Genomic DNA, 21,094 nt, shown 5'->3' with positions numbered 1-21,094 from the left:
AGAGCGCTATCATTTGTCGTTACGAGTTGGTTAGCCCCGGTAAACGGTTAACCGCGTCTAACGAAAGGATGAGCGCGTGAAGCTCGATACACTCGAGATTGGAAAGGACGCCGTTGTCGCATCGGTGGCATCGGACGATCAGGCACTCCGACAGCATATTTTGGACATGGGCCTAACGCCGGGCACCGAAGTCACCATGATGAAGTACGCCCCTATGGGTGACCCGCTCGAGATTCGCCTGCGCGGCTACGAGTTGACGCTGCGCAAGGACGACGCCGCTCGCATCGAGCTCGTAGGTGTTCACGACACAGATACGGGTCCGCGCGCTAACGCCGCAATCGGCACGACGGAGCACCCGGCACTGGGCGAGGGGACGTATTCGCCCCGTGCGGCAAAAACAGCCGTGCCCGAGGGCGCACCGCTGCATTTTGCTCTCGCCGGCAACCAAAACTGCGGCAAGACCACGCTGTTCAACCAGCTGACGGGCTCCAACCAGCACGTCGGTAACTTTCCCGGCGTGACGGTCGACCGCAAAGATGGCACCATCCGCAACCACCCCGAGGCAAGCGTTACCGACCTGCCCGGCATCTATTCGCTGTCGCCGTACACGGGCGAAGAGATCGTCAGCCGCCAATTCATCTTGGACGAAAATCCCGACGCCATCATCGATATCATCGACGCCACCAACATCGAGCGTAACCTGTACCTGACGCTGCAGCTTATGGAGCTCGACCGCCCCATGGTCATCGCGCTCAACATGATGGACGAGGTGACGGCCAACGGCGGCGCCGTGGACGTCAACCTGCTCGAGAGCCTGTTGGGCGTGCCTGTTGTCCCCATTAGCGCTGCCCGCAACGAGGGCATCGGCGAGTTGGTGGATCATGCCTTGCACGTGGCGCGGTTCCGCGAGCGCCCCGGTCGCCTGGACTTCTGCGCGCCCGATGGTCCAGACGGCGGCGCGCTGCATCGCTGCATTCACGGCATCGCCAACCTTATCGAGGACCATGCCGCGACGGCGCATATCCCGGTGCGTTTTGCGGCGACCAAGCTGGTTGAGGGCGACGAGCTGGTGACCGAGGCGCTTCACCTGGATCGCAACGAGCTCGACGCCATCGAGCACATCATTACCCAGATGGAGGGCGAGGCCGGCACCGACCGCCTATCTGCGTTGGCCGATATGCGTTTTAGCTTTATCGGCGACGTGTGTGGGCGCTGCGTCGTCAAGCCGCACGAAAGCCGCGAGCACGTGCGCTCCGTCAAGATTGACCGCATCCTGACAGGTCGTTACACAGCCATTCCGGCGTTTCTGGTGATCATGGGCCTCGTCTTTTGGCTGACGTTTGGCGTGATCGGCGCGGCGTTGCAGGGCCTCATGGAGGACGGCATCGCTGCCATCATTGCTTCGGCCGATGCGGGCCTCAAGGCGTTCGGAACCAACGACGTGGTGCGCTCGCTGGCTGTCGACGGCGTGCTTACGGGCGTGGGTAGCGTGCTGACCTTCCTGCCGATTATCGTCGTGCTCTTCTTGTTCCTCTCCATTCTGGAAGACTCCGGATACATGGCACGCGTGGCCTTTGTCATGGATAAGGTGCTGCGTCGCTTTGGCCTGTCGGGCCGCAGCTTTGTGCCCATGCTCGTCGGTTTTGGCTGCACCGTGCCGGCTATCATGTCGACCCGTACGCTCCCATCCGAGCACGACCGCAAGATGACGGTCATGCTCACACCGTTCATGAGCTGCTCGGCCAAGCTGCCGGTTTACGGCTTGCTGTGCGGGGCGTTTTTCCCACAGGCGACGGTTCCCGCCATGGTCTCGCTCTATCTGATTGGTATTGCGGTTGGTTGCATTGCGGCTTTGGTGCTCAACCGTACGGCATTTAAGGGCGACCCGGTGCCGTTTATCATGGAGCTCCCCAATTACCGCCTGCCGAGCGTCAAGACGACGGTGATGCTGGCATGGGATAAGGCCAAGGACTTTATTACCAAGGCCTTTACCATTATCTTTGCCGCTACGGTGGTCATCTGGTTCCTGCAGACGTTCGATATCCGCTTTAACGTGGTCGCCGACCAGTCGCAAAGCCTGCTTGCCGGTCTGGGTAGCATCATCGCGCCGGTGTTGGCCCCGCTCGGTTTTGGCGACTGGCGCGCCTCGACGGCACTCGTCACGGGACTTATTGCCAAGGAGAGCGTCATATCGACACTCACGGTGCTTTTGGGCGCGACCTCGCCTGCGGCACTGTCGACCATGTTTTCGCCGTTTACCGCCTACGTGTTCCTGGTCTTTACGCTGCTGTACCCGCCCTGCGTGGCGTCCATCGGCGCCGTCAAGAGCGAGTTGGGCGCGCGCTATGCCGTTGCCGTGTTCGCGTTTCAGGTGACGGTCGCCTGGATCGTGGCGTTTGTCGTGCATTCGGCGGGCATATTGCTGGGGTTGGCTTAGTTATTTATTGACGGCGCAACCTCTGTGTATTGAGTTGATTGCGGCCCTGCATCTGTACTGACGGATGCGGGGCCGTTGCTATATAATCGCCCACCGCTCAAGACAATCGGAGAGGTTTCTACATGGCTCAGGCAAGACAGGATGGCATCTCACTCAAGCAGTGGCTCCCGCTTATCGGGCTCGCCTGCTGCGCGTTCGTGTTCAACACGTCGGAGTTCATGCCCATCGGCCTTCTGACTGATATCGCCGCGTCGTTCTCGCTCACCGAGGCCCAGGCCGGCATCATGATCTCGGTCTACGCCTGGGGCGTCATGCTGCTGTCGTTGCCGCTTATGGTGTTTGCCTCGCGCTTCGAGTTCAAGCGTATGCTGCTCGGCGTGCTTGCCGTGTTCTCGCTGGGTCAGTTCCTGTCCGCCGTGGCGCCTACCTATCCTATTTTGGTTTGCGCGCGTCTGGTGGTCGCCTGCGCGCATGCCGTGTTCTGGTCGGTCGCCGCGATCATGGCCTCGCGCCTGGTCGACAGTCGCCACGGGGCGCTCGCCATTAGCATGATTGCCACGGGCTCGTCCATCGCGCAGATCTTTGGCCTGCCGATCGGCCGCGCCATCGGCCTGGCCGTGGGCTGGCGCATGACGTTTGCCGTGGTCGGGGTCTTTTCTGCCGCCGCGGTGGTGTACCAGGCAGCGGTGTTCCCGGCCATGCCGGCGGGTGAGCGCTTTACGCTCAAACAGCTTCCCGAGCTGCTCAAGAACCCGTTCCTCATCGCGCTTTATGCGGTCACGGTCTTTATGGCGACCGGCTATTATGCGGGTTACAGCTATATCGAGCCGTTCCTGGCACAGGTCGCGCACGTCGACGCGGGCGCCATCACTATGACGCTGACGGCGTTCGGCTGCTCTGGTCTGCTCGGAAGCTGGCTGTTTGGCCGCCTGTTCGATGGGCACCGGTTCCCGTTTCTCGCGATTACGCTCTCCGGCGTGCCGGTGGCTCTGCTGCTCATGGGTCCGGTTGCACCGTCGCTCGTCGCCGTTCTCGCTGTTTGCGCGCTATGGGGCTGCTGCTCCACGGCCTTTAACGTGGCGTTTCAGGCCGAGCTCATCAAGTACACGCCGGCGGACTCGTCGGCTGTCGCCATGTCGATCTTCTCGGGCCTGTTCAACCTGGGGATCGGCACGGGCACCGCAATCGGTGGCGCCGTGGTGTCGGGCCCCGGCATCGCCTGGATCGGCTACGCAGGCGGCACGATCGCTGTCGTGGGCGTCATCCTCGCCATCACGGTGCTGTTCCCGGCCATACGCCGCGCCAAGCCCGTCGCCTAATCACGTCCCCTCATCAGTTGCGGTGAAATAGTTCCTGTTTAAGGCCTCTGAAGGCTCAAACAGGAACTATTCCACCGCAACTTATTTTGGGGGAGAGGATACAAGCCGGGCATACAATGGATGTCGTTGTGTTGAGCTTACCGGGAGGTTGCTATGTGGGCATACGAGACGACGTTCTATCAGATCTATCCGCTGGGCTTTTGCGGAGCTCCGCGCGAAAACGCCGCCCCCGTTGCCGAGGATGAACTCGCCCAGGCCGCCAACGCCGCGCCCAACCCCGATGCTCCGATTATGAAAATCGCCCAATGGGCCGGCTACCTGCAGGAACTCGGCATCGGTGCTGTGCTCATTAACCCGCCGCTCGAATCCGACAGCCACGGTTACGACACGCGCAGCCTGCGCCATATCGACCGTCGCCTGGGTGGGGATGCCGATTTTGCCGCCGTGTGCGAGACGCTGCACGCCCATGGCATCCGCGTGGTGCTTGATGCCGTCTTCAACCACGTCGGTCGCGGCTTTTGGGCCTTCCGCGATGTTCAGGAGCGCAAGTGGGACTCGCCCTACAAGGATTGGTTCCATATCAGCTTTGACGGTGACTCGTGCTACGGCGATGGTTTTTGGTATGAGGGCTGGGAGGGCCATTTTGAGCTCGTGAAGCTCAACCTACAAAACCCCGCCGTGGTCGATTACCTGCTTGAGTCCGTGCGTCACTGGGCCGAGGTCTTTAGCATCGACGGTCTGCGCTTGGACGTCGCCTATATGCTCGACCGCGACTTCATGCGTCGTCTGCATACCTTTACCCGCGAGCTCAAGCCCGATTTTGTGCTGATCGGCGAGACGCTCCACGGCGACTACAACCAGATCGTCAACGACGAGATGCTCGACTCCTGCACCAACTACGAGTGCTACAAGGGCCTGTACTCCAGCTTTAACTCGGTCAACATGTTCGAGATCGCCCACTCGCTGCATCGCCAGTTTGGTGGTGACCCGTGGTGCATTTATCGCGGCAAGCATCTGCTGTCGTTTGTCGACAACCATGACGTGCCGCGCCTGGCGAGCATCCTGACGGACAAGTCCTGCCTGCGCCCCGCCTACGGCATGCTGTTTGGCATGCCGGGCATCCCGTGCGTCTACTATGGCAGCGAGTGGGGGATTGCCGGCGAAAAGGGCGGCCCCGATGGTGACTGGGCGCTGCGACCTGCGCTCGATGAGCCTGCGCCCAACGAGCTGACGGCATTTGTCAAGCAGCTCGCGCACCTGCGCTCGGCAAACGACGCGGCGGCCCGTGCCCTCAACTACGGTGCATATCGCAACGTGGTGATCCAGAACAAGCAGCTGCTGTTCGAGCGCACTTGCGACGATGCGACGGTGCTCGTGGCGGTCAATGCCGTGAACGAGCCCTATACCTTTGGAGCCGGCGAGCTCAACGGCTCCTTTGTCGACCTGCTTGTCGACGATGCGCCCACGGTCGAGCTGACGGGTACCCTTGAGCTTGCACCCTACGAGGTGCGCTATCTGTTGAGGGCCTAGGCCATGGCTGCGTCCGACGAGGGCTATCAACATATTGAGCATGGGTTTGAGCCCGTGTTTGACGGGCGCTCGCGCGTTTTGGTGTTGGGCTCGTTTCCCTCGGTGCTTTCGCGCGCCAATGCCTTTTATTACGGCAACCCTCAGAATCGCTTTTGGCGTGTGATGGCCGCGTGCCTCGGTGTGCCCGTGCCGCCCAACGAGGGCGACTCTTTGGCGAGCGGCGAGCCTGCGACGCTCGACGTCTCGATTGCCGCCAAGCGGGCTATGCTGCTCAACGGCGGTGTGGCCCTGTGGGACGTGATCGAGAGCTGTGACATCAAGGGCTCGAGTGACGCGAGCATTCGCAACGTTGTGCCGGCACATATCGAGCGCATTGCCGGTGCAGCTCCCATTGAGCAGGTGATATGCAACGGTGGTACAGCTGGTCGGCTCTACAAGCGCTATCTACAAGAACGCACCGGGCTGCCGGCCATCGTTCTGCCGTCGACAAGTCCCGCCAACGCGGCATGGCGTTTGGAGTGGCTTGTTGAGCGCTGGCGCGATGCCGTTGATTGGGGCGCTCGTTAGTTTAAATATTTGATTGAGCGTGAGCGCCAAGGCGTTTTATAACGGCTTGCCAGATTGGCGCCGGCACGGCTGGCTCGGCAAAAACCATGCCATTGGTGTCGATGTCCTCGGCACTGCCGCCGCCGAGTCGCTGTGCATGCTCAACCGAGCAACCCATACGCACCGCACCCACGAGCTTGTCCATGGCTTCGGAAAACGGTCGGCGCAAGAGGCCCATGCGTGGGGAGCGGCAAAGCGCTGCGATGCCAGCGCCGGTGCAGACGACAATGCCACCGCACCACGACAACCCCCGACGCTCGCACGCTTCGCGCAGATGGCCAACGACCGTGTGCGCCCGCTCGGGACTCCCACAGCCGGCTTGAACAACGACATAGACGCGCGCTTCCGTGCCCCCAAGGCAATCAAGCGCCTGCTCAACGACGCTCATCGCCTCGTTATTGAGCGCATTCTCAACAGCGAATACAATGCCGTCCGCAGTGCTGCCGCCATCATCCGTCCCCAGAGCGACCAGACGGGGGAACGAAGTACCGGAAAGCTGAGCATAGGCGGCGATGGCATCCTGCAGGTCCCAGAGCAAAAACTCAAGATCGGTGCTCTCGGGAATACTGATATACGCAATGGTTTGCAACGTTTTTGGTACATCGCCGCGTGCGGTCGTCTCCATGCCGCCTCCTTTCCGGTTCGTTTCCGTTTAGGTTACACCGTCTGGCGGCGCCTCGCCGCGCTATCCTAGTGCAACCCTTACGAAAGGAACGCCATGCGTCTGCCTATGAACACCTCGCTTGCCACGCTCAAGCCCTCCGGCATCCGCCGGATCAACGCGCTCGCCGCCCAGCACCCAGGGTGCATCGCGCTTGCGCTTGGCGAGCCCGATTTTCCCACGCCCGATGTGATTAGCGCCGAGGTGACGGCCTCGCTCGACCGCGGCGACACGCACTATCCGCCCAACAACGGTCGCCCCGCCCTGCGCGAGGCACTGTCTGCCTACATGGGGGACGCGGGCCTTACGTTTTCGGCCGACGAGGTCATCCTGACCGACGGCGCGACCGAGGCCCTGTCGGCAACATTCATGGCCATGCTCAACCCCGGCGACGAGGTCATTATCCCCACGCCGGCCTTTGGCCTGTACGAGAGCATCGTCGTAGCCAATCACGCCAAAGCGGTCTTTTTGGATACGGAGCTTGCGCAATTTCAGATTGACGAGGATGCGCTTCGCGCCTGTGTGACCCCGGCGACCAAGGCCATCGTCATCTGCACGCCCAACAATCCCACGGGTTGCATTCTCAACGCGGCATCGCTCGACGCCGTGGCGCGCGTAGCGGAGCAGGCGGGCATCTACGTGGTCTGCGACGACGTATATAACCGCCTGGTCTATGTGGACGGCTACGAACGATTTGCCCAGCGCCACCCGGAGCTACGCGAGCAGACGGTAGTCATCGAGAGCTACTCCAAACCCTGGGCCATGACCGGCTGGCGCTTGGGTTGGCTCGCAGCCGCAGCCCCTGTTACCGCCGAGATTGCCAAGGCTCACCAATACCTAGTATCGAGTGCCGTCTCCTTCGAAATGGACGCCGCGGCCCGAGCCCTCACCGTCGACCCTGCCCCCATGCTCAAAGTCTACCGAGCCCGCCGCGAACGCGTGCTCGCAGCCTTAGACGCCATGGGCCTCGACGTAGTAGAACCAGCAGGCGCCTTCTACGCCTTCCCCAGCATTAAGCAATTCGGCCTAACAAGCGAAGCCTTCTGCATCAAAGCCATCAAAGAGGCCAACGTAGCCCTAGTCCCGGGCGACTGCTTCGGCACCGAAGGCCACATCCGCCTAAGCTACTGCGTCTCCGACCAAGATCTAGACGAAGGCCTCCACCGCCTGTCCAACTTCGTGTCAACCCTATAGCCCAACGGGACCCAAAACCATCAGCCCACCGACCCAAGCATTATGCGTGGGGCGCGCCGGCCAACGGACACGAGGATTCGCAGCAAAGGCAACGTAGCTCCGGCCGGGAGGGGCAGGGCGAGTTTTCCGTAGATTCCGCACGAGCCGAAGGCCACTTAATGTGGCCTTCGTGCGAGCCAGGACTTGACCGAGCGGAAAACTCGCCCTGCCCCTCCCGGCCGGAGCGTATGCAGGGTTTGTGTACGAATCCTCGCGCCCGTTGACCGGCGCCGGGGTCCCCGCCATAATACTTTCGGTTCACGCACGAATCCGCTGCCAGAGACAGCCGGTGCAAACGGGCATCGCCCGCGAGCTTAATGGGATATCCCGCCAGCCGAGGTGGTCGAGTAGATATGTCTTCTCGCCCCCGTCGCTCATGCAGCGCGGGGGCTTTCTTTTTGGACATGCCCCCGTCACGTCCTTGTGGCGGACCGTGCCCGGAAAGAATTCGAGGAGGTGTAATTCATGCCCCAGCAGTACAAAATCGACAAGGTTGCAGAGATCGAGTCCCGTATCGCCGAGAACGCCGGTCTGTTCGTCGTCAACTACAACGGTCTGACGGTTAAGCAGGCTCAGGAGCTGCGTCATCAGCTTCGCGAGTGCGGCGCCGAGATGAAGGTCTACAAGAACAACCTGGTCAAGATCGCTCTCAAGAACCAGGAGCAGCCCGAGCTCGACGAGATCCTCGCCGGCCCCGTCGCTTATGTGTTCTACGAGACCGAGCCGGTCGAGGCCGCTAAGGCCCTTAAGGACTTCTCTGCTAAGTCCAAGGGCGTCCTTGAGATCAAGGGCGGTATCTCCGACGGCAAGGCCGTTTCCGCTGATGATGTTAAGGCTATCGCCGAGCTGCCCACCAAGGATCAGCTTCTCGGCCAGATTGCCGGTCTCATCTCCGGTTTCGCTCGCGACATCGCTGTCTGCGTCAACGGCGTTTCCTCTGGTCTCGCTCGTTCGATCCAGCAGGTCTCCGAGCAGAAGGCAGCCTAGTCGCTGTTTTCACCCGCGGCGGCAACGCCGCACCCCTGGCGCATTCGCGCCGTGTTTTAACTGATCTCCGTGCACAGACACGGAAACCGAAAGGACTTAGAAATGGCTAAGCTTACCACCGATGAGATCATCGATGCTCTTAAGGAAATGACCCTTCTCGAGGCTTCCGAGCTCGTCAAGGCTATCGAGGACACCTTCGGCGTTTCCGCCGCTGCTCCTGCCGCTGTTGTCGCCGCTCCTGCTGCTGGCGCTGCTGAGGCCGAGGAGAAGACCGAGTTTGACGTCGTGCTCGAGGGCTTCGGCGACAACAAGATCCAGGTCATCAAGGCCGTCCGTGAGCTCACCAACCTTGGCCTGAAGGAGGCCAAGGAGGTCGTCGAGGGCGCTCCCAAGGCTGTTCTCGAGGGTGCCAAGAAGGAGGACGCCGAGGCTGCCAAGGAGAAGCTCGAGGCTGCTGGCGCTGCTGTCACCCTCAAGTAATCAGGCTTTCTCGCCAGATTTCTTTGCAGACGGGGTTCGCATTGCGAGCCCCGTCTTTTTTGTTTTGGCCCCTCATCCCCATTGCTCGGAACGCAGAACACCGCTGTCTTCGCCGTGCCAATCCCGTTACCGCTGGGGCGCAAAATTGCACCATTCGAGCAATAATTTGCGTTGACCTGCTGAAGAATTGCGTTCGCCTAGCGGTAGCGCCTGGTCCCGGCGGTAAGATACTTCGGTATCGCAATTTGGTCTGCGGCCGCCGTGCCGCACGCATGGGGCGCATTCTGCGCCTGCGAAAGGATCCTTGAATCATATGAAGGCAATCATCCCCGCCGCCGGTCTTGGCACGCGTTTTCTGCCTGGCACTAAGTGCACGCCCAAAGAGATGCTGCCGGTCCTCGACAAGCCGGTCATCCAGTATGTCGTCGAGGAGGCGCTCGACCCCGAGGAGGTCGACGACGCTATCATCGTTACCTCGCCCGGCAAGCCCGAGCTGCTGAACTACTTCCAGCCCGACCGTTCGCTCGAGAACCTGCTGCGCGAGCGCGGTAAGGACGCCTACGCCGACGCTGTCGCCCATGCGGGCGGTATGCCGGTCGACTTCCGTTATCAGTACGAGCCCAAGGGCCTCGGTCACGCCATTCGCTCTGCTGCCGACGCCGTGGCAGGGGAGAACTTCCTGGTTCTTCTGGGCGACTACGTTGTGCCCAACCGCGACATCTGCGACAAGATGCTCGCCGTTTCCAAGGAGCACGGTGGCGCTTCGGTTATCGCCGTTGCCGCGTGCGCTCCCGAGGAGGTCAGCCGCTACGGCGTTATCGCCGGCGAGCGCGTCGGTTCGCTCGAGGGCGCCGAGGGCGTTGCCGATGCCGAGCCGGGCGCTGTCTGGCGCATCGGCGGTCTGGTGGAGAAGCCTGCCCCCGAGGCGGCTCCGTCCAACCTGTACATCGTCGGTCGCTACCTGCTGAGCCCGCTGGTCATGGACCTGCTGGCCGATCAGCAGGCCGGTAAGGGCGGCGAGATCCAGCTGACCGACGCCATGGCACGTTCGCTCGATCGCGAGGCCATGTACGCTGTCGTCATCGACCCGCTGTCGGGCTACGATACCGGTACCCCCTCTGGCTGGATGGCCACCAACGCCCTCATGGCTGCAAACGATCCTCGCTTTGCCGGCGCCTTCTGGGACGCCATCGACGAGCGCGGCGGCTTGATGCGCAAGTAAGCCTTCGGGCATCGACATTTACGGGTGCGGACTTCGGTTCGCGCCCGTTTTTTTTATTCGAGCTACAGCTTGGCTCCGGAAAGTGCGACCCACAATTTGGTCGAATTCTGGGACGCGCTTTCCGGTTGGAGCCCCTAGCGGAAACTGCGACCCGGAATTTCGGCTCAGAACGGGATATGCTTTCCCAAACAGGGCTCAACCGGAAACTACGACCCAGTTTGAGGCCTCAAAACGGGACGCAGTTTCCGCCTGATCTGTCATGAACAACTTGGTGCTCGTCCATGACAGTTTCGTTCGCTGGTCTTCCAAGCAAAAGGGCCGTCCCGTGAGGGGCGGCCCGATTTGGCTGTGGGTTTGCTTGTCAGATGCTATTCGACCGGATGGCCGCACTTGGGGCAGAACTTGGCTTCTGGTACGAGTGGGGTGCCGCAGTGGCGGCAGAATTTCGGTGCGGAAACAGGGGCCTGTGGTTGGGGAATGCCGCCGGCCGATGCAGTGGAAACAATCTCCGGTTGGGCTTTTTTCTTACGCAAGCCGTGTTTTTGCTTCTTGGCCTTGGGGGCCTTGTCTGAAGCGTCACCCTTGACGCCGGAACGCTTCTTGCGACGGCGCACGCAAACGATTAGTGTGCCGCCGATAACCAGTACAAGAACAATGCCACCACCAATCACAATCGGCAGGTTGTTCTTGGCAAAGAAAATAGCATCGCCGATTATGCTATGCGGGATATTCGACTTGTAAATATCGATATGCAGTTTGTCGGAATCGTCTTTGCCCTGGTAAGCAGCGAGTATTTTTTGGTCTCCATCTATGAACTGAAGTTCTCTTACATTTTCGGTTTTAATTGGCAGCTTAGTTTTCTGCCCGGTGCTTGTCTCTGCGAGGTATGCAGAAATGGACGTTTTGCTATCTTCGGCATCTGCTTCGGAGTCCGAATTAGATTCTGAATTTGAGGCGACTCTTTTTTCGAGACTGACAAGCGTCATGTCACCATGCTCGGAAAAGTCCCAGAAACCGTAATGAGAGTCGTCTGTATCCTTAAATGCGGGACTGACCGTTCCGATTTCCTCGCCACGGTCATTCAACATTGCGTAGTGAATGGAATCCCAATCTGCCTCATTATTTTTTCGGCTAATCTTGGCGGCAAACAGGAGGTTGTCATAAGGGATCACGAAGTTAAACAACTGGCCATTAGCGAGGAATTCAACATTTCCATCGTAGTCGAATTTCGCCAGTGTATCGCAAGTGTAACCGCCGACATATACAGTGTCTGACCCTGCTTTTCTTACCATGATTTTGCCGCCCGTAACGGGAATTGTTTGAGTCTTCGTCGAGCCACTCGACGTATCTATAGTCGTCAGCTTGGACGATCCGTTATCGCCTAAAGAGGTTACATAAAGCCGCTTTCCATCGTTCGACAGTAGGCAGCCCTTGCCGTTTTTGCCGCATTTATATGATTCGATCATCTTGTTGGCTTCAAGATCGTAAACGTCAATCCGCTTTAAATCAAAATGCTCATTTTTGTATGCAATGGCGGCAACTTTGCCGTTCGTTGAAAGCTCAACATATGTTTCTGCATATTTTTTAAGTTCGATGGGGTGGGTACTCGTCTTCTGGTCATCAACCGAATAGATGGTGAGGTTGTTGCCGTCAAGCCAAGTGACACATCCCGCTTGCATATGTACGGATTCAAGACTGGCTTTCGGTATCTTGATGTCCTTGGTCGATCCATTCGAGAGATCGAGAACGGAATAGCCGACGGTGGAATAGTCATCATCCTCATCGTCGTTGCGCTGATAGGCACGTAAGATTGCATAGTCCTCGTCGTCCGTAAGAGCCTCGATGGTCGTGTTCTTAAAGGTGTACGACTTCTCCAGCTCCGGTGTCGGCAGGCCGTCAGCTAATGCTGCGGGGGGGGGCAGCCAGCGGGGTCAGCGCCGCTACGATGCCGATTGCGACTGCGGCGATCTTCCCGCCTTTTCGGATGCTCTTAAACATGGCAATCCTTTCTTTAGGCTATAAGTAACTATCCAGTATCTTCATGCCGGATTCGAAGAATCTGTTGCGCAACATTGCCAAACGGGTGCAACAAGGCGGCAGCCCCTTTGCCATAACCTGTCGGAAAGTGCGACCCATAATTTCGTCGAATTCTGGGATGCGCTTTCCGGTTGGAGCCTCTAGCGGAAACTGCGACCCGGAATTTAGGCTCAGAATGGGATGTGCTTTCCCAAACAGGGTTCAACCGGAAACTGCGACCCAGTTTGAGGCCTCAAAACGGGACGAAGTTTCCGCCTGATCGACCCTCGCCGCCATTCCGCCATGCAGCGGCGCGCATCAGCAGTCTCGTTCACAGAAAATATATGAACAGGTGTTCGATACATATACATCTACCTGCACATTTTCTGTCGAAAAACTTTGCTACTCCAAAAACTCAATCGCGTCAAGGCTTTTCTTGCCCAACGGTCGGTACCTGATAAACTATTAGGTTGCGATAACTGGCGAAGTCATGCCTCGCCAACCCACCGAGCATTTCCGTGAAGGAGGAAAAACCTGGTGACCTACGCATACACTGCCACTGAGCGCAAGCGCGTCAGCTTCGGGAAAATCCCGGAGGCCATGGAGCTCCCCAACCTTATCTCTGTTCAAAGGGAATCCTTTGAGCGTTTTAAGGACGAGGGCCTTCGTGAGGCGTTCAAGGAATCCAGCCCCATCCAGAGCCAGAACCATGTTCTCGAGGTTACCTTCGGCGAGCATCAGTTCGGCGACCCCGCGCACACCGTCGAGGAGTGCCGCGAGAAGGATATGACCTATCAGGCTCCGCTTCTGACCGACGTCCGTCTCACCAACAAGGAGACCGGCGAGATCAAGGAGCAGCTCGTCTTCATGGGCGACTTCCCCATGATGACCGATCAGGGCACCTTCATCATCAACGGTACCGAGCGTATCGTCGTCTCGCAGCTCGTCCGCTCCCCGGGCGTGTACTACAGCTCCGAGATGGATTCGGGCAAGCAGATCTACAAGGCTCAGATCATCCCGTCCCGCGGTGCCTGGCTTGAGTTCGAGGTCGACAAGCGCGACCAGCTCATGGTCTCCATCGACCGTAAGCGCAAGCAGAGCGCCACGATGTTCCTGCGCGCCCTTGGCATCGCCGTCACCAACGACGACATCATCGAGCTGCTCGGCAACTCCGATGTGATCAAGCGCACCCTGGAGCGCGACACCGCCCTTACCCGCGAGGACGCCCTCATCGAGATCTACCGTCGTCTGCGCCCGGGCGAGCCTCCCACCGTGGACGCTTCCCGCAGCCTGCTCGAGGGCCTGCTCTTCAACCCGCAGCGCTACGATCTGGCCCGCGTCGGTCGTTACAAGGTCAACAAAAAGCTCAACCTCACCACCGAGGAAGAGGTCACGGTGCTCACCGACGAGGATATCGTCGCGACGCTGCGCTACCTGCTGTCCCTCGCTGCCGGCGAGCAGGGCTTCAAGGTCGACGACATCGACCACTTTGGCAACCGCCGCATCCGCACCGTCGGCGAGCTTGTCGCCAACCAGTTCCGTATCGGCATGAGCCGTATGGAGCGCGTCGTCCGTGAGCGCATGAGCTCCCAGGACATCGACGAGATCACCCCGCAGTCGCTCATCAACATCCGCCCGATCGTGGCCTCCATCAAGGAGTTCTTCGGTTCCTCGCAGCTCTCGCAGTTCATGGACCAGGCGAACCCCCTGACCGGTCTGACCCACAAGCGCCGTCTGTCCGCACTCGGCCCTGGTGGTCTTGCCGGCCACAAGTCCGGCTCCAGCCGCCGCACCAACGTGCCGACGGCCGTCCGCGACGTTCACAACTCGCACTACAGCCGCATGTGCCCGATCGAGACCCCCGAAGGCCCCAACATCGGCCTGATCGGCTCGCTCGCTCTCTACGCCCGCGTCAACGAGTATGGCTTCATCGAGGCCCCGTTCCGTCGCGTCGAGAACGGCGTTGCCACCGACCAGATCGACTGGATGACCGCTGACGAGGAAGAGAAGCACGTTATCGCGCCGGCCAACACGCCGCTCGATCCCAAGACCAACGAGTTCATCACGACCGATGCCGAGGGCAAGCTTGTCCGCCCGCACACCGTGATCGCCCGTACCCGCGACTTCGACGGTTCCTTCGGCGCTCCCGCCGACGTGCCCGTCGAGGACGTCGACTACATGGACGTCTCGCCGCGTCAGATGCTCTCCGTCGCAGCCACGCTGATCCCGTTCCTTGAGCACGACGACGCCAAGCGTACGCTGATGGGCGCTAACATGCAGCGTCAGGCCGTGCCGCTGGTTCACCCCGCCGCTCCCTATGTCGGTACCGGCATGGAGCGTCGCGCCGCTCTGGACTCCGGCGAGGTCACCCTGGCCAAGAACGCCGGCGAGGTTATCTTTGCCGACGCCGCCAAGATTATCGTCAAGCATGCCGGCGGCATGGACGAGTATCATCTGGCCAAGTACCAGCGCTCCAACCAGTCCACCTGCATCAACCACCGTCCGCTCGTGCGCGTCGGTGACACCGTTGAACAGGGCGAGCCTCTGGCCGACGGTCCTTCGACCGATCACGGCGAGCTCGCACTGGGCCAGAACCTCACCGTGGCCTACATGCCGTGGGAAGGCTTTAACTACGAGGACGGTATCGTCGTGTCCGAGCGCCTGGTGGCCGAGGACCTGCTGACGACCATCAACATCACCCGTCACGAGATCGACGCCCGCGACACCAAGCTCGGCCCCGAGGAGATCACCCGCGAGATCCCGAACCTCTCCGAGGACATGCTTGCCAACCTCGACGAGGACGGCATCATCCGCATCGGCGCCGAGGTCGGCCCTGGCGACATCCTGGTCGGTAAGGTCACGCCTAAGGGCGAGAGCGCTCTGACCGCCGAGGAGCGCCTGCTGCGCGCCATCTTCGGTGCCAAGGCCCACGATGTCCGTGACACCTCCCTTAAGATGCCTCACGGCGCTTACGGCCGCGTCATCGACGTCGTCCGCTTTAGCCGCGAGAACGGCGACGACCTGGCCCCCGGCGTCAACGAGCAGGTGCGCGTCTACGTCGCCCAGCGTCGTAAGATCCAGCAGGGCGATAAGATCGCCGGCCGCCACGGCAACAAGGGTGTTATCTGTAACGTTCTGCCGGTCGAGGACATGCCCTACATGGCTGACGGTACCCCGATCGACGTTATCCTCAACCCGCTGGGCGTTCCTTCGCGTATGAACGTCGGCCAGCTGCTCGAGTGCCACCTTGGCTGGGCTGCTGCCTGCGGTTGGGATACCGAGCAGGCCGACTCCGACAAGTACGTCCCCGGTCCGTTCTTCACCGCGACGCCCGTCTTCGACGGCGCCAAGGAGGACGAGATCGCCGAGGTCATCCGTCGCGCCAACAAGAACATGCTCAACAAGGCCACCGCTGCCTTTGGCGATCACATGCGCCCCGAGTTTGTCACCCAGCTTGACGAGCGCGGCAAGACCCGCCTGTTCGACGGCCGCACCGGCGAGGAGTTCCGCGAGCCCATCACCGTGGGTACGTCCTATATCCTCAAGCTCGGCCACATGGTCGACGACAAGATCCACGCTCGTTCGACTGGCCCTTACAGCTTGGTTACCCAGCAGCCTCTGGGCGGCAAGGCCCAGTTCGGCGGCCAGCGCTTCGGCGAGATGGAAGTTTGGGCACTGTACGCTTACGGTGCTTCCAACGTCCTGCAGGAGATCCTGACCGTCAAGTCCGACGATACCGTGGGCCGCGTCAAGACCTACGAGTCCATCGTCAAGGGCGAGAATGTTCCGGTCCCGGGTATCCCCGAGTCCTTCAAGGTTCTCGTCAAGGAGATTCGCTCCCTCGCACTGGACATCGAGCCCATGCACGATGCCGACGAGGACGCCTCCGCCCCCGTGACCGCCGAGGAGACCTCCGCTCTCGACGACCTGGCTGCGCTCGCCGGCGTTGACGCCGACGTCGAGGCCGAGGATGCCGAGACCGCCGAGGCACCCGAGGCTGTCGCCGCCACGACCACTGATAAGGAGTAGTTGACTGTGGCAGATTTCGAAGCTACTGATTTTGACTCGGTAAAGATCTCCCTTGCCTCCGCCGACCAGATCCGTTCCTGGTCGCACGGTGAGGTCAAGAAGCCGGAGACCATCAATTACCGTACCCTCAAGCCCGAGAAGGACGGCCTGTTCTGCGAGAAGATCTTCGGTCCCGCCAAGGACTGGGAGTGCTCCTGCGGCAAGTACAAGGGCATCCGCTTTAAGGGCATCGTCTGCGAGCGCTGCGGCGTCGAGGTCACCTCGGCCAAGGTGCGTCGCGACCGCATGGGCCACATCGAGCTCGCTGCTCCCGTGTCCCACATCTGGTACTTCAAGAGCCCCACGAGCTTCCCGATGAGCCGTATGCTCGACATCAAGTCCAAGGACCTCGAGAAGGTTCTGTACTTTGCCAGCTACATCATCACTGAGGTTGACTATGAGGCCCGCGAGGCCGACGCCGACGACCTGCGCGAGGAGCTCGCCGCCGATCTGGAAGAGATCGATGCCGAGTGCGCCCGCCAGATCGAGTCCCTCAAGGAGCAGGGCGACCCCGAGAACTTTGACGAGTTCTCCGACGAGGAGCCGCTGACCCCCGAGGAGATCGCCTCTGGCATCGTCGACATCGAGGAAGAGTGCAAGGACGAGAAGCAGCTCCGCACGGACGCCTTCAACGCCTTCATGAAGCTCACCGAGCGCGACCTCATCTCCGATGAGCCGCTGTTCCGCGAGATGACCCGTTACTACTCCATGTACTTCAAGGGTGGCATGGGTGCCGAGGCCGTCCGCGACCTGCTCGCTGCCATCGACCTTCCTTCCGAGGCCGAGAAGCTCAAGGCCATCATCGCCGACGAGGATTCCCAGAAGCAGAAGCGCGAGAAGGCCGTCAAGCGCCTCGAGGTCGTTGACGCCTTCCTGAAGGGCGGCAACAGCCCCGCGAACATGATTCTGGACGTCATCCCGGTCATTCCGCCCGATCTGCGCCCGATGGTCCAGCTCGACGGCGGCCGCTTCGCTGCGTCCGACCTGAACGACCTGTATCGTCGCGTGATCAACCGCAACAACCGACTCAAGCGTCTGCTCGACCTGGACGCCCCTGCGATTATCGTGAACAACGAGAAGCGCATGCTCCAGGAGTCCGTGGACGCCCTGTTCGACAACGGCCGTCGTGGTCGCCCGGTCTCTGGCCGTGGCGGTCGCCCGCTCAAGTCGCTCGCCGAGGCCCTCAAGGGCAAGCAGGGTCGTTTCCGTCAGAACCTGCTGGGTAAGCGTGTCGACTACTCCGGCCGTTCGGTTATCGTTACCGACCCCAAGCTGCTGCTGCACCAGTGCGGTCTGCCCAAGACCATGGCGCTGGAGCTCTTCAAGCCCTTCGTCATGAAGCGCCTGGTCGAGCTTGGCAAGGTCGAGAACATCAAGGGCGCCAAGCGCGCTATCGACCGTGGTGCCACTTTTGTGTGGGACATCCTCGAAGAGGTCATCGACGGCCGCGTCGTGCTGCTCAACCGCGCACCGACCCTGCACCGTCTGTCCATCCAGGCCTTTGAGCCGGTGCTGGTCGAGGGCAAGGCTATCCACCTGCACCCGCTGGTCTGCTCGCCCTTCAACGCCGACTTCGACGGCGACCAGATGTCTGTCCACGTGCCGCTGTCCAGCCAGGCTCAGGCCGAGGCCCGCGTGCTCATGCTCTCTGCGAACAACCTGCGCTCGCCGGCATCCGGCAAGCCGGTCAACATCCCCTCGCAGGACATGATCATCGGTGTGTACTACCTGACCCAGGTCCGCGACGGTCTGCCGGGCGAGAACCACGTGTTCTCGAGCTTCGACGACGCGCTGCACGCCTATGATTGCCGCTCCGAGGTCGACATGCAGGCCAAGATCCAGGTTCGCGTGTCCGCTGCCGACGCCAATGTCATCAACGAGGACGGCACCCGTATCTTCCGCGTCAAGAACGGCAAGAACGAGTTCGTCGACTACGACGTCACCGGCAACAAGACCGCGCGCTTCGAGACCTCTATCGGCCGCATCATCTTCAACCGCCAGTGCCTGCCCGAAGACTATGAGTTCATGAACTACAAGATGGTCAAGGGCGACGTGGCCAAGCTGGTTGCCGACTGCTGCGATCGTTACCCCGAGGCCAAGGTCGGTCCGATCCTCGACGCCATCAAGTACTCCGGCTTCCACTACGCTACCCGCGCCGGCCTCACCATCTCGGTGTGGGACGCTCTCATCCCTGCCGAGAAGCAGGAGCTGCTCGACCGCGCCCAGGCTAACGTCGACCAGATCAACGAGTACTTCGAGGAGGGCTTCATCAACGAGACGGAGCGCCACATCGAAGTCGTTAACGAGTGGACCGCTTGTACCGACAAGGTCGCAGCGCTCATGCTCGACTTGTTCGACGAGGAGAACCCGCTCTACATGATGGCCGACTCCGGCGCCCGTGGTTCTAAGACCCAGCTGCGTCAGCTCGGCGGCATGCGTGGCCTGATGGCAGACATGTCCGGCGAGACGATCGACCTTCCCATTAAGGCGAACTTCCGCGAGGGCCTGCTGCCGCTCGAGTACTTCATTTCGACCTACGGCGCCCGTAAGGGCCTGGTCGATACCGCATCCCACACCTCGGACTCTGGTTACCTGACCCGTCGTCTGGTCGACGTGGCCCAAGACGTCATCGTCCGCGAGGAGGACTGCGGTACGCACGAGGGCGTCACCTACAACCTCATCATCCCCGGCACCACCGACCTCAACACCGACCTCGTCGGCCGTTGCTTCATTGAGGACGTCGTGGCTCCCGATGGCACCGTGCTCTTTGAGCAGGACGGCTACATCGAGAAGGTCGCTGACATCCAGAAGATGGTCGATGCCGGCCTTAAGAAGGTCAAGCTTCGCGCGCTGCTCACCTGCCGCTCCAAGTACGGCGTGTGCCAGAAGTGCTACGGCTGGGATCTTTCCACCCGTCGTCCGGTCGCCATCGGTACCGCGGTCGGCATTATTGCCGCCCAGTCCATCGGCGAGCCCGGTACGCAGCTTACGATGCGTACCATTCACTCCGGCGGCGTCGCTGGCGTCGACGATATTACGCAGGGTCTGCCTACGGTCAGCCGTATGTTCGATATCGTCGGCAACGTCAACGAGAAGATCCTGGGTCGCGAGGCCGAGCTGGCTCCGTACTCTGGTCACCTCTCGATTAAGCCCGAGAAGTCCGAGTACGTGCTGACGCTCACCGACTCCGAGGATCACACCCGTGTCCTCGACGAGCGTCGCGTCCCCGCTTCGGTGCGCTTCATGCCCGAGATCGAGGACGGCTGCGAGGTTCGCGCTGGCGACCAGATCACCAAGGGCTTCGTCAACTTCCGCAACCTGCGCAAGCTGACCGACATCGAGTCGACGATGCACACCTTCGTCGAGAGCGTCAAGGACGTCTACACCAGCCAGGGCGTCGACCTGAACGACAAGCACATCGAGGTGCTCGCACGCCAGATGCTGCGTCGCGTTCAGATCACCAACCCCGGCGACTCCAAGTACCTGCTTGGTCAGTACGTCGACCGCTACGAGTTTGCCGACGAGGTCGAGCGCGTTGCCCGTCTGGGCGGTCAGGCTCCTGTGGCCGAGCCCGTCATCCTGGGTACGCTCAAGGTCGCGTCCAACATCGACTCCTGGCTGTCGAGCGCTTCGTTCATTCGTACCGCTGGCGTCCTTACCGAGGCTGCCATCGAGGGCAAGGTCGACCACCTGCTCGACCTTAAGTCCAACGTCATCGTCGGTAAGAAGATCCCGGCTGGTACCGGCCTCAAGCCGTACGCCAACGCCAAGCTGACGTATCGCACGGCCGACGGCTACGTGGACATCGACGGCCCGGCTTCGCCCAACGCCAAGTCGCTGCCCGAGTGGGCTCCTGTGGAGCTCAAGGACCTGGACGAGCAGCTCCCGCAGCAGCTCGACTGGGCCGGCTACGACGAGTTCGGTGGTGCTGACGGTTCGTTCACCCGCAACGGCCACACCATCTCCGCCGAGAAGGCTCGTCTGTACCTGTTCGACGATCTGGGCGTGTCGCAGCGCTGGACCAACAAGTTCAGCGAGGTTGGCATCGAGACGGTCGGCGACCTGGTTGGCAAGTCCGAGGAGGATCTGCTGCGCATCGATGGCATCGGCGCCAAGGCGATCGAGGAGCTCCGTGACGGCCTGGAGGCCCACGACCTGCTCTACATCCTCGAGAACAACGACGACGTTGCCGACGAGGAAGACCTCTCGCAGCTGCTGCAGATGGTCTTTAGCCCCGACGGTCCGGACGATATCCTGCTGGGTACCTCCGCTCCGACGCATCACGCCGACGCCGATGAGGAGCTCCTGGGCGCCCCGATCGACGACAAGAAGGCTCCCGCCAACGGCGCGATCAACGAGGACATGGCGTCCCTCGACGAGCTGCTCAACCAGCTCGTGGACACCGACGACGCCGAAGAGGCCAAGGACAACGACGAGGAGTAATTAGTTCCGCCGTTCTAACGAACGGCGGCGACCTCCGTCGCTGCGCGGCCCCCAGAGCTACAATCTGTCATTCAAAAGGCAGGGCATGACCA

Annotated in this window: 12 protein-coding genes; 10 read left to right on the top strand and 2 right to left on the bottom strand. The window is 60.9% G+C overall.

Annotated features, from left to right (window positions below; all coding sequences use genetic code 11):
- The first annotated feature begins 76 nt into the window (after positions 1–76).
- The 4 genes from feoB (at position 77) to DWX63_RS09090 (ending at position 5,853) form a co-directional block, all read left to right on the top strand.
- Positions 77–2,437: a ferrous iron transport protein B gene (gene feoB, locus DWX63_RS09105; protein ID WP_117843504.1), complete on the top strand. Its 2,361-nt coding sequence runs from the start codon at positions 77–79 to the stop codon at positions 2,435–2,437.
- Between the two features lie 122 nt (positions 2,438–2,559).
- On the top strand, positions 2,560–3,756 hold the full coding sequence (locus tag DWX63_RS09100; RefSeq protein WP_117843503.1) for an MFS transporter: 1,197 nt from the start codon (positions 2,560–2,562) through the stop codon (positions 3,754–3,756).
- A 153-nt stretch (positions 3,757–3,909) separates the two neighbouring features.
- The gene (locus DWX63_RS09095) at positions 3,910–5,286 is read left to right on the top strand and encodes an alpha-amylase family glycosyl hydrolase (RefSeq protein ID WP_117843502.1); all 1,377 of its coding nucleotides are present in this window, start codon (positions 3,910–3,912) and stop codon (positions 5,284–5,286) included.
- 3 nt (positions 5,287–5,289) lie between these two features.
- Positions 5,290–5,853, top strand: coding sequence for a DNA-deoxyinosine glycosylase (locus tag DWX63_RS09090; RefSeq protein WP_117843501.1), 564 nt, complete (start codon positions 5,290–5,292; stop codon positions 5,851–5,853).
- 1 nt (position 5,854) lies between these two features.
- Here the strand turns inward: DWX63_RS09090 and DWX63_RS09085 are convergent, their stop codons facing one another.
- Positions 5,855–6,517, bottom strand: coding sequence for a hypothetical protein (locus tag DWX63_RS09085; RefSeq protein ID WP_117843500.1), 663 nt, complete (start codon positions 6,515–6,517; stop codon positions 5,855–5,857).
- A gap of 93 nt (positions 6,518–6,610) precedes the next feature.
- On the opposite strand from DWX63_RS09085, the gene DWX63_RS09080 reads away from it, so the two are divergent.
- The 4 genes from DWX63_RS09080 (at position 6,611) to DWX63_RS09065 (ending at position 10,475) form a co-directional block, all read left to right on the top strand.
- On the top strand, positions 6,611–7,747 hold the full coding sequence (locus tag DWX63_RS09080) for a pyridoxal phosphate-dependent aminotransferase (RefSeq protein ID WP_117843499.1): 1,137 nt from the start codon (positions 6,611–6,613) through the stop codon (positions 7,745–7,747).
- A 504-nt stretch (positions 7,748–8,251) separates the two neighbouring features.
- The gene (gene rplJ, locus DWX63_RS09075; protein WP_089572500.1) at positions 8,252–8,773 is read left to right on the top strand and encodes a 50S ribosomal protein L10; all 522 of its coding nucleotides are present in this window, start codon (positions 8,252–8,254) and stop codon (positions 8,771–8,773) included.
- Between the two features lie 102 nt (positions 8,774–8,875).
- Entirely contained in the window at positions 8,876–9,253 is a 378-nt protein-coding gene (rplL, locus tag DWX63_RS09070) for a 50S ribosomal protein L7/L12 (RefSeq protein ID WP_006235005.1), read from the top strand.
- Positions 9,254–9,566: 313 nt separating this feature from the next.
- Positions 9,567–10,475, top strand: a complete 909-nt coding sequence (locus DWX63_RS09065) for a UTP--glucose-1-phosphate uridylyltransferase (protein ID WP_117843498.1) — start codon at positions 9,567–9,569, stop codon at positions 10,473–10,475.
- A 368-nt stretch (positions 10,476–10,843) separates the two neighbouring features.
- On the opposite strand, the gene DWX63_RS09060 is transcribed toward DWX63_RS09065, so the two are convergent.
- Entirely contained in the window at positions 10,844–12,154 is a 1,311-nt protein-coding gene (locus DWX63_RS09060) for a zinc-ribbon domain-containing protein (RefSeq protein ID WP_199411179.1), read from the bottom strand.
- 937 nt (positions 12,155–13,091) lie between these two features.
- Here DWX63_RS09060 and DWX63_RS09055 point away from each other — a divergent pair.
- Positions 13,092–16,520, top strand: a complete 3,429-nt coding sequence (locus DWX63_RS09055) for a DNA-directed RNA polymerase subunit beta (protein ID WP_229071722.1) — start codon at positions 13,092–13,094, stop codon at positions 16,518–16,520.
- Positions 16,521–16,526: 6 nt separating this feature from the next.
- Positions 16,527–21,002, top strand: a complete 4,476-nt coding sequence (locus DWX63_RS09050) for a DNA-directed RNA polymerase subunit beta' (RefSeq protein ID WP_199411177.1) — start codon at positions 16,527–16,529, stop codon at positions 21,000–21,002.
- Positions 21,003–21,094 lie beyond the last annotated feature (92 nt).

The sequence above is a fragment of the Collinsella sp. AF20-14LB genome, assembly GCF_003459505.1.
In the GTDB taxonomy this organism is placed as follows: Bacteria; Actinomycetota; Coriobacteriia; order Coriobacteriales; family Coriobacteriaceae; genus Collinsella.
This window is presented reverse-complemented; position numbering and strand designations above follow the sequence as displayed.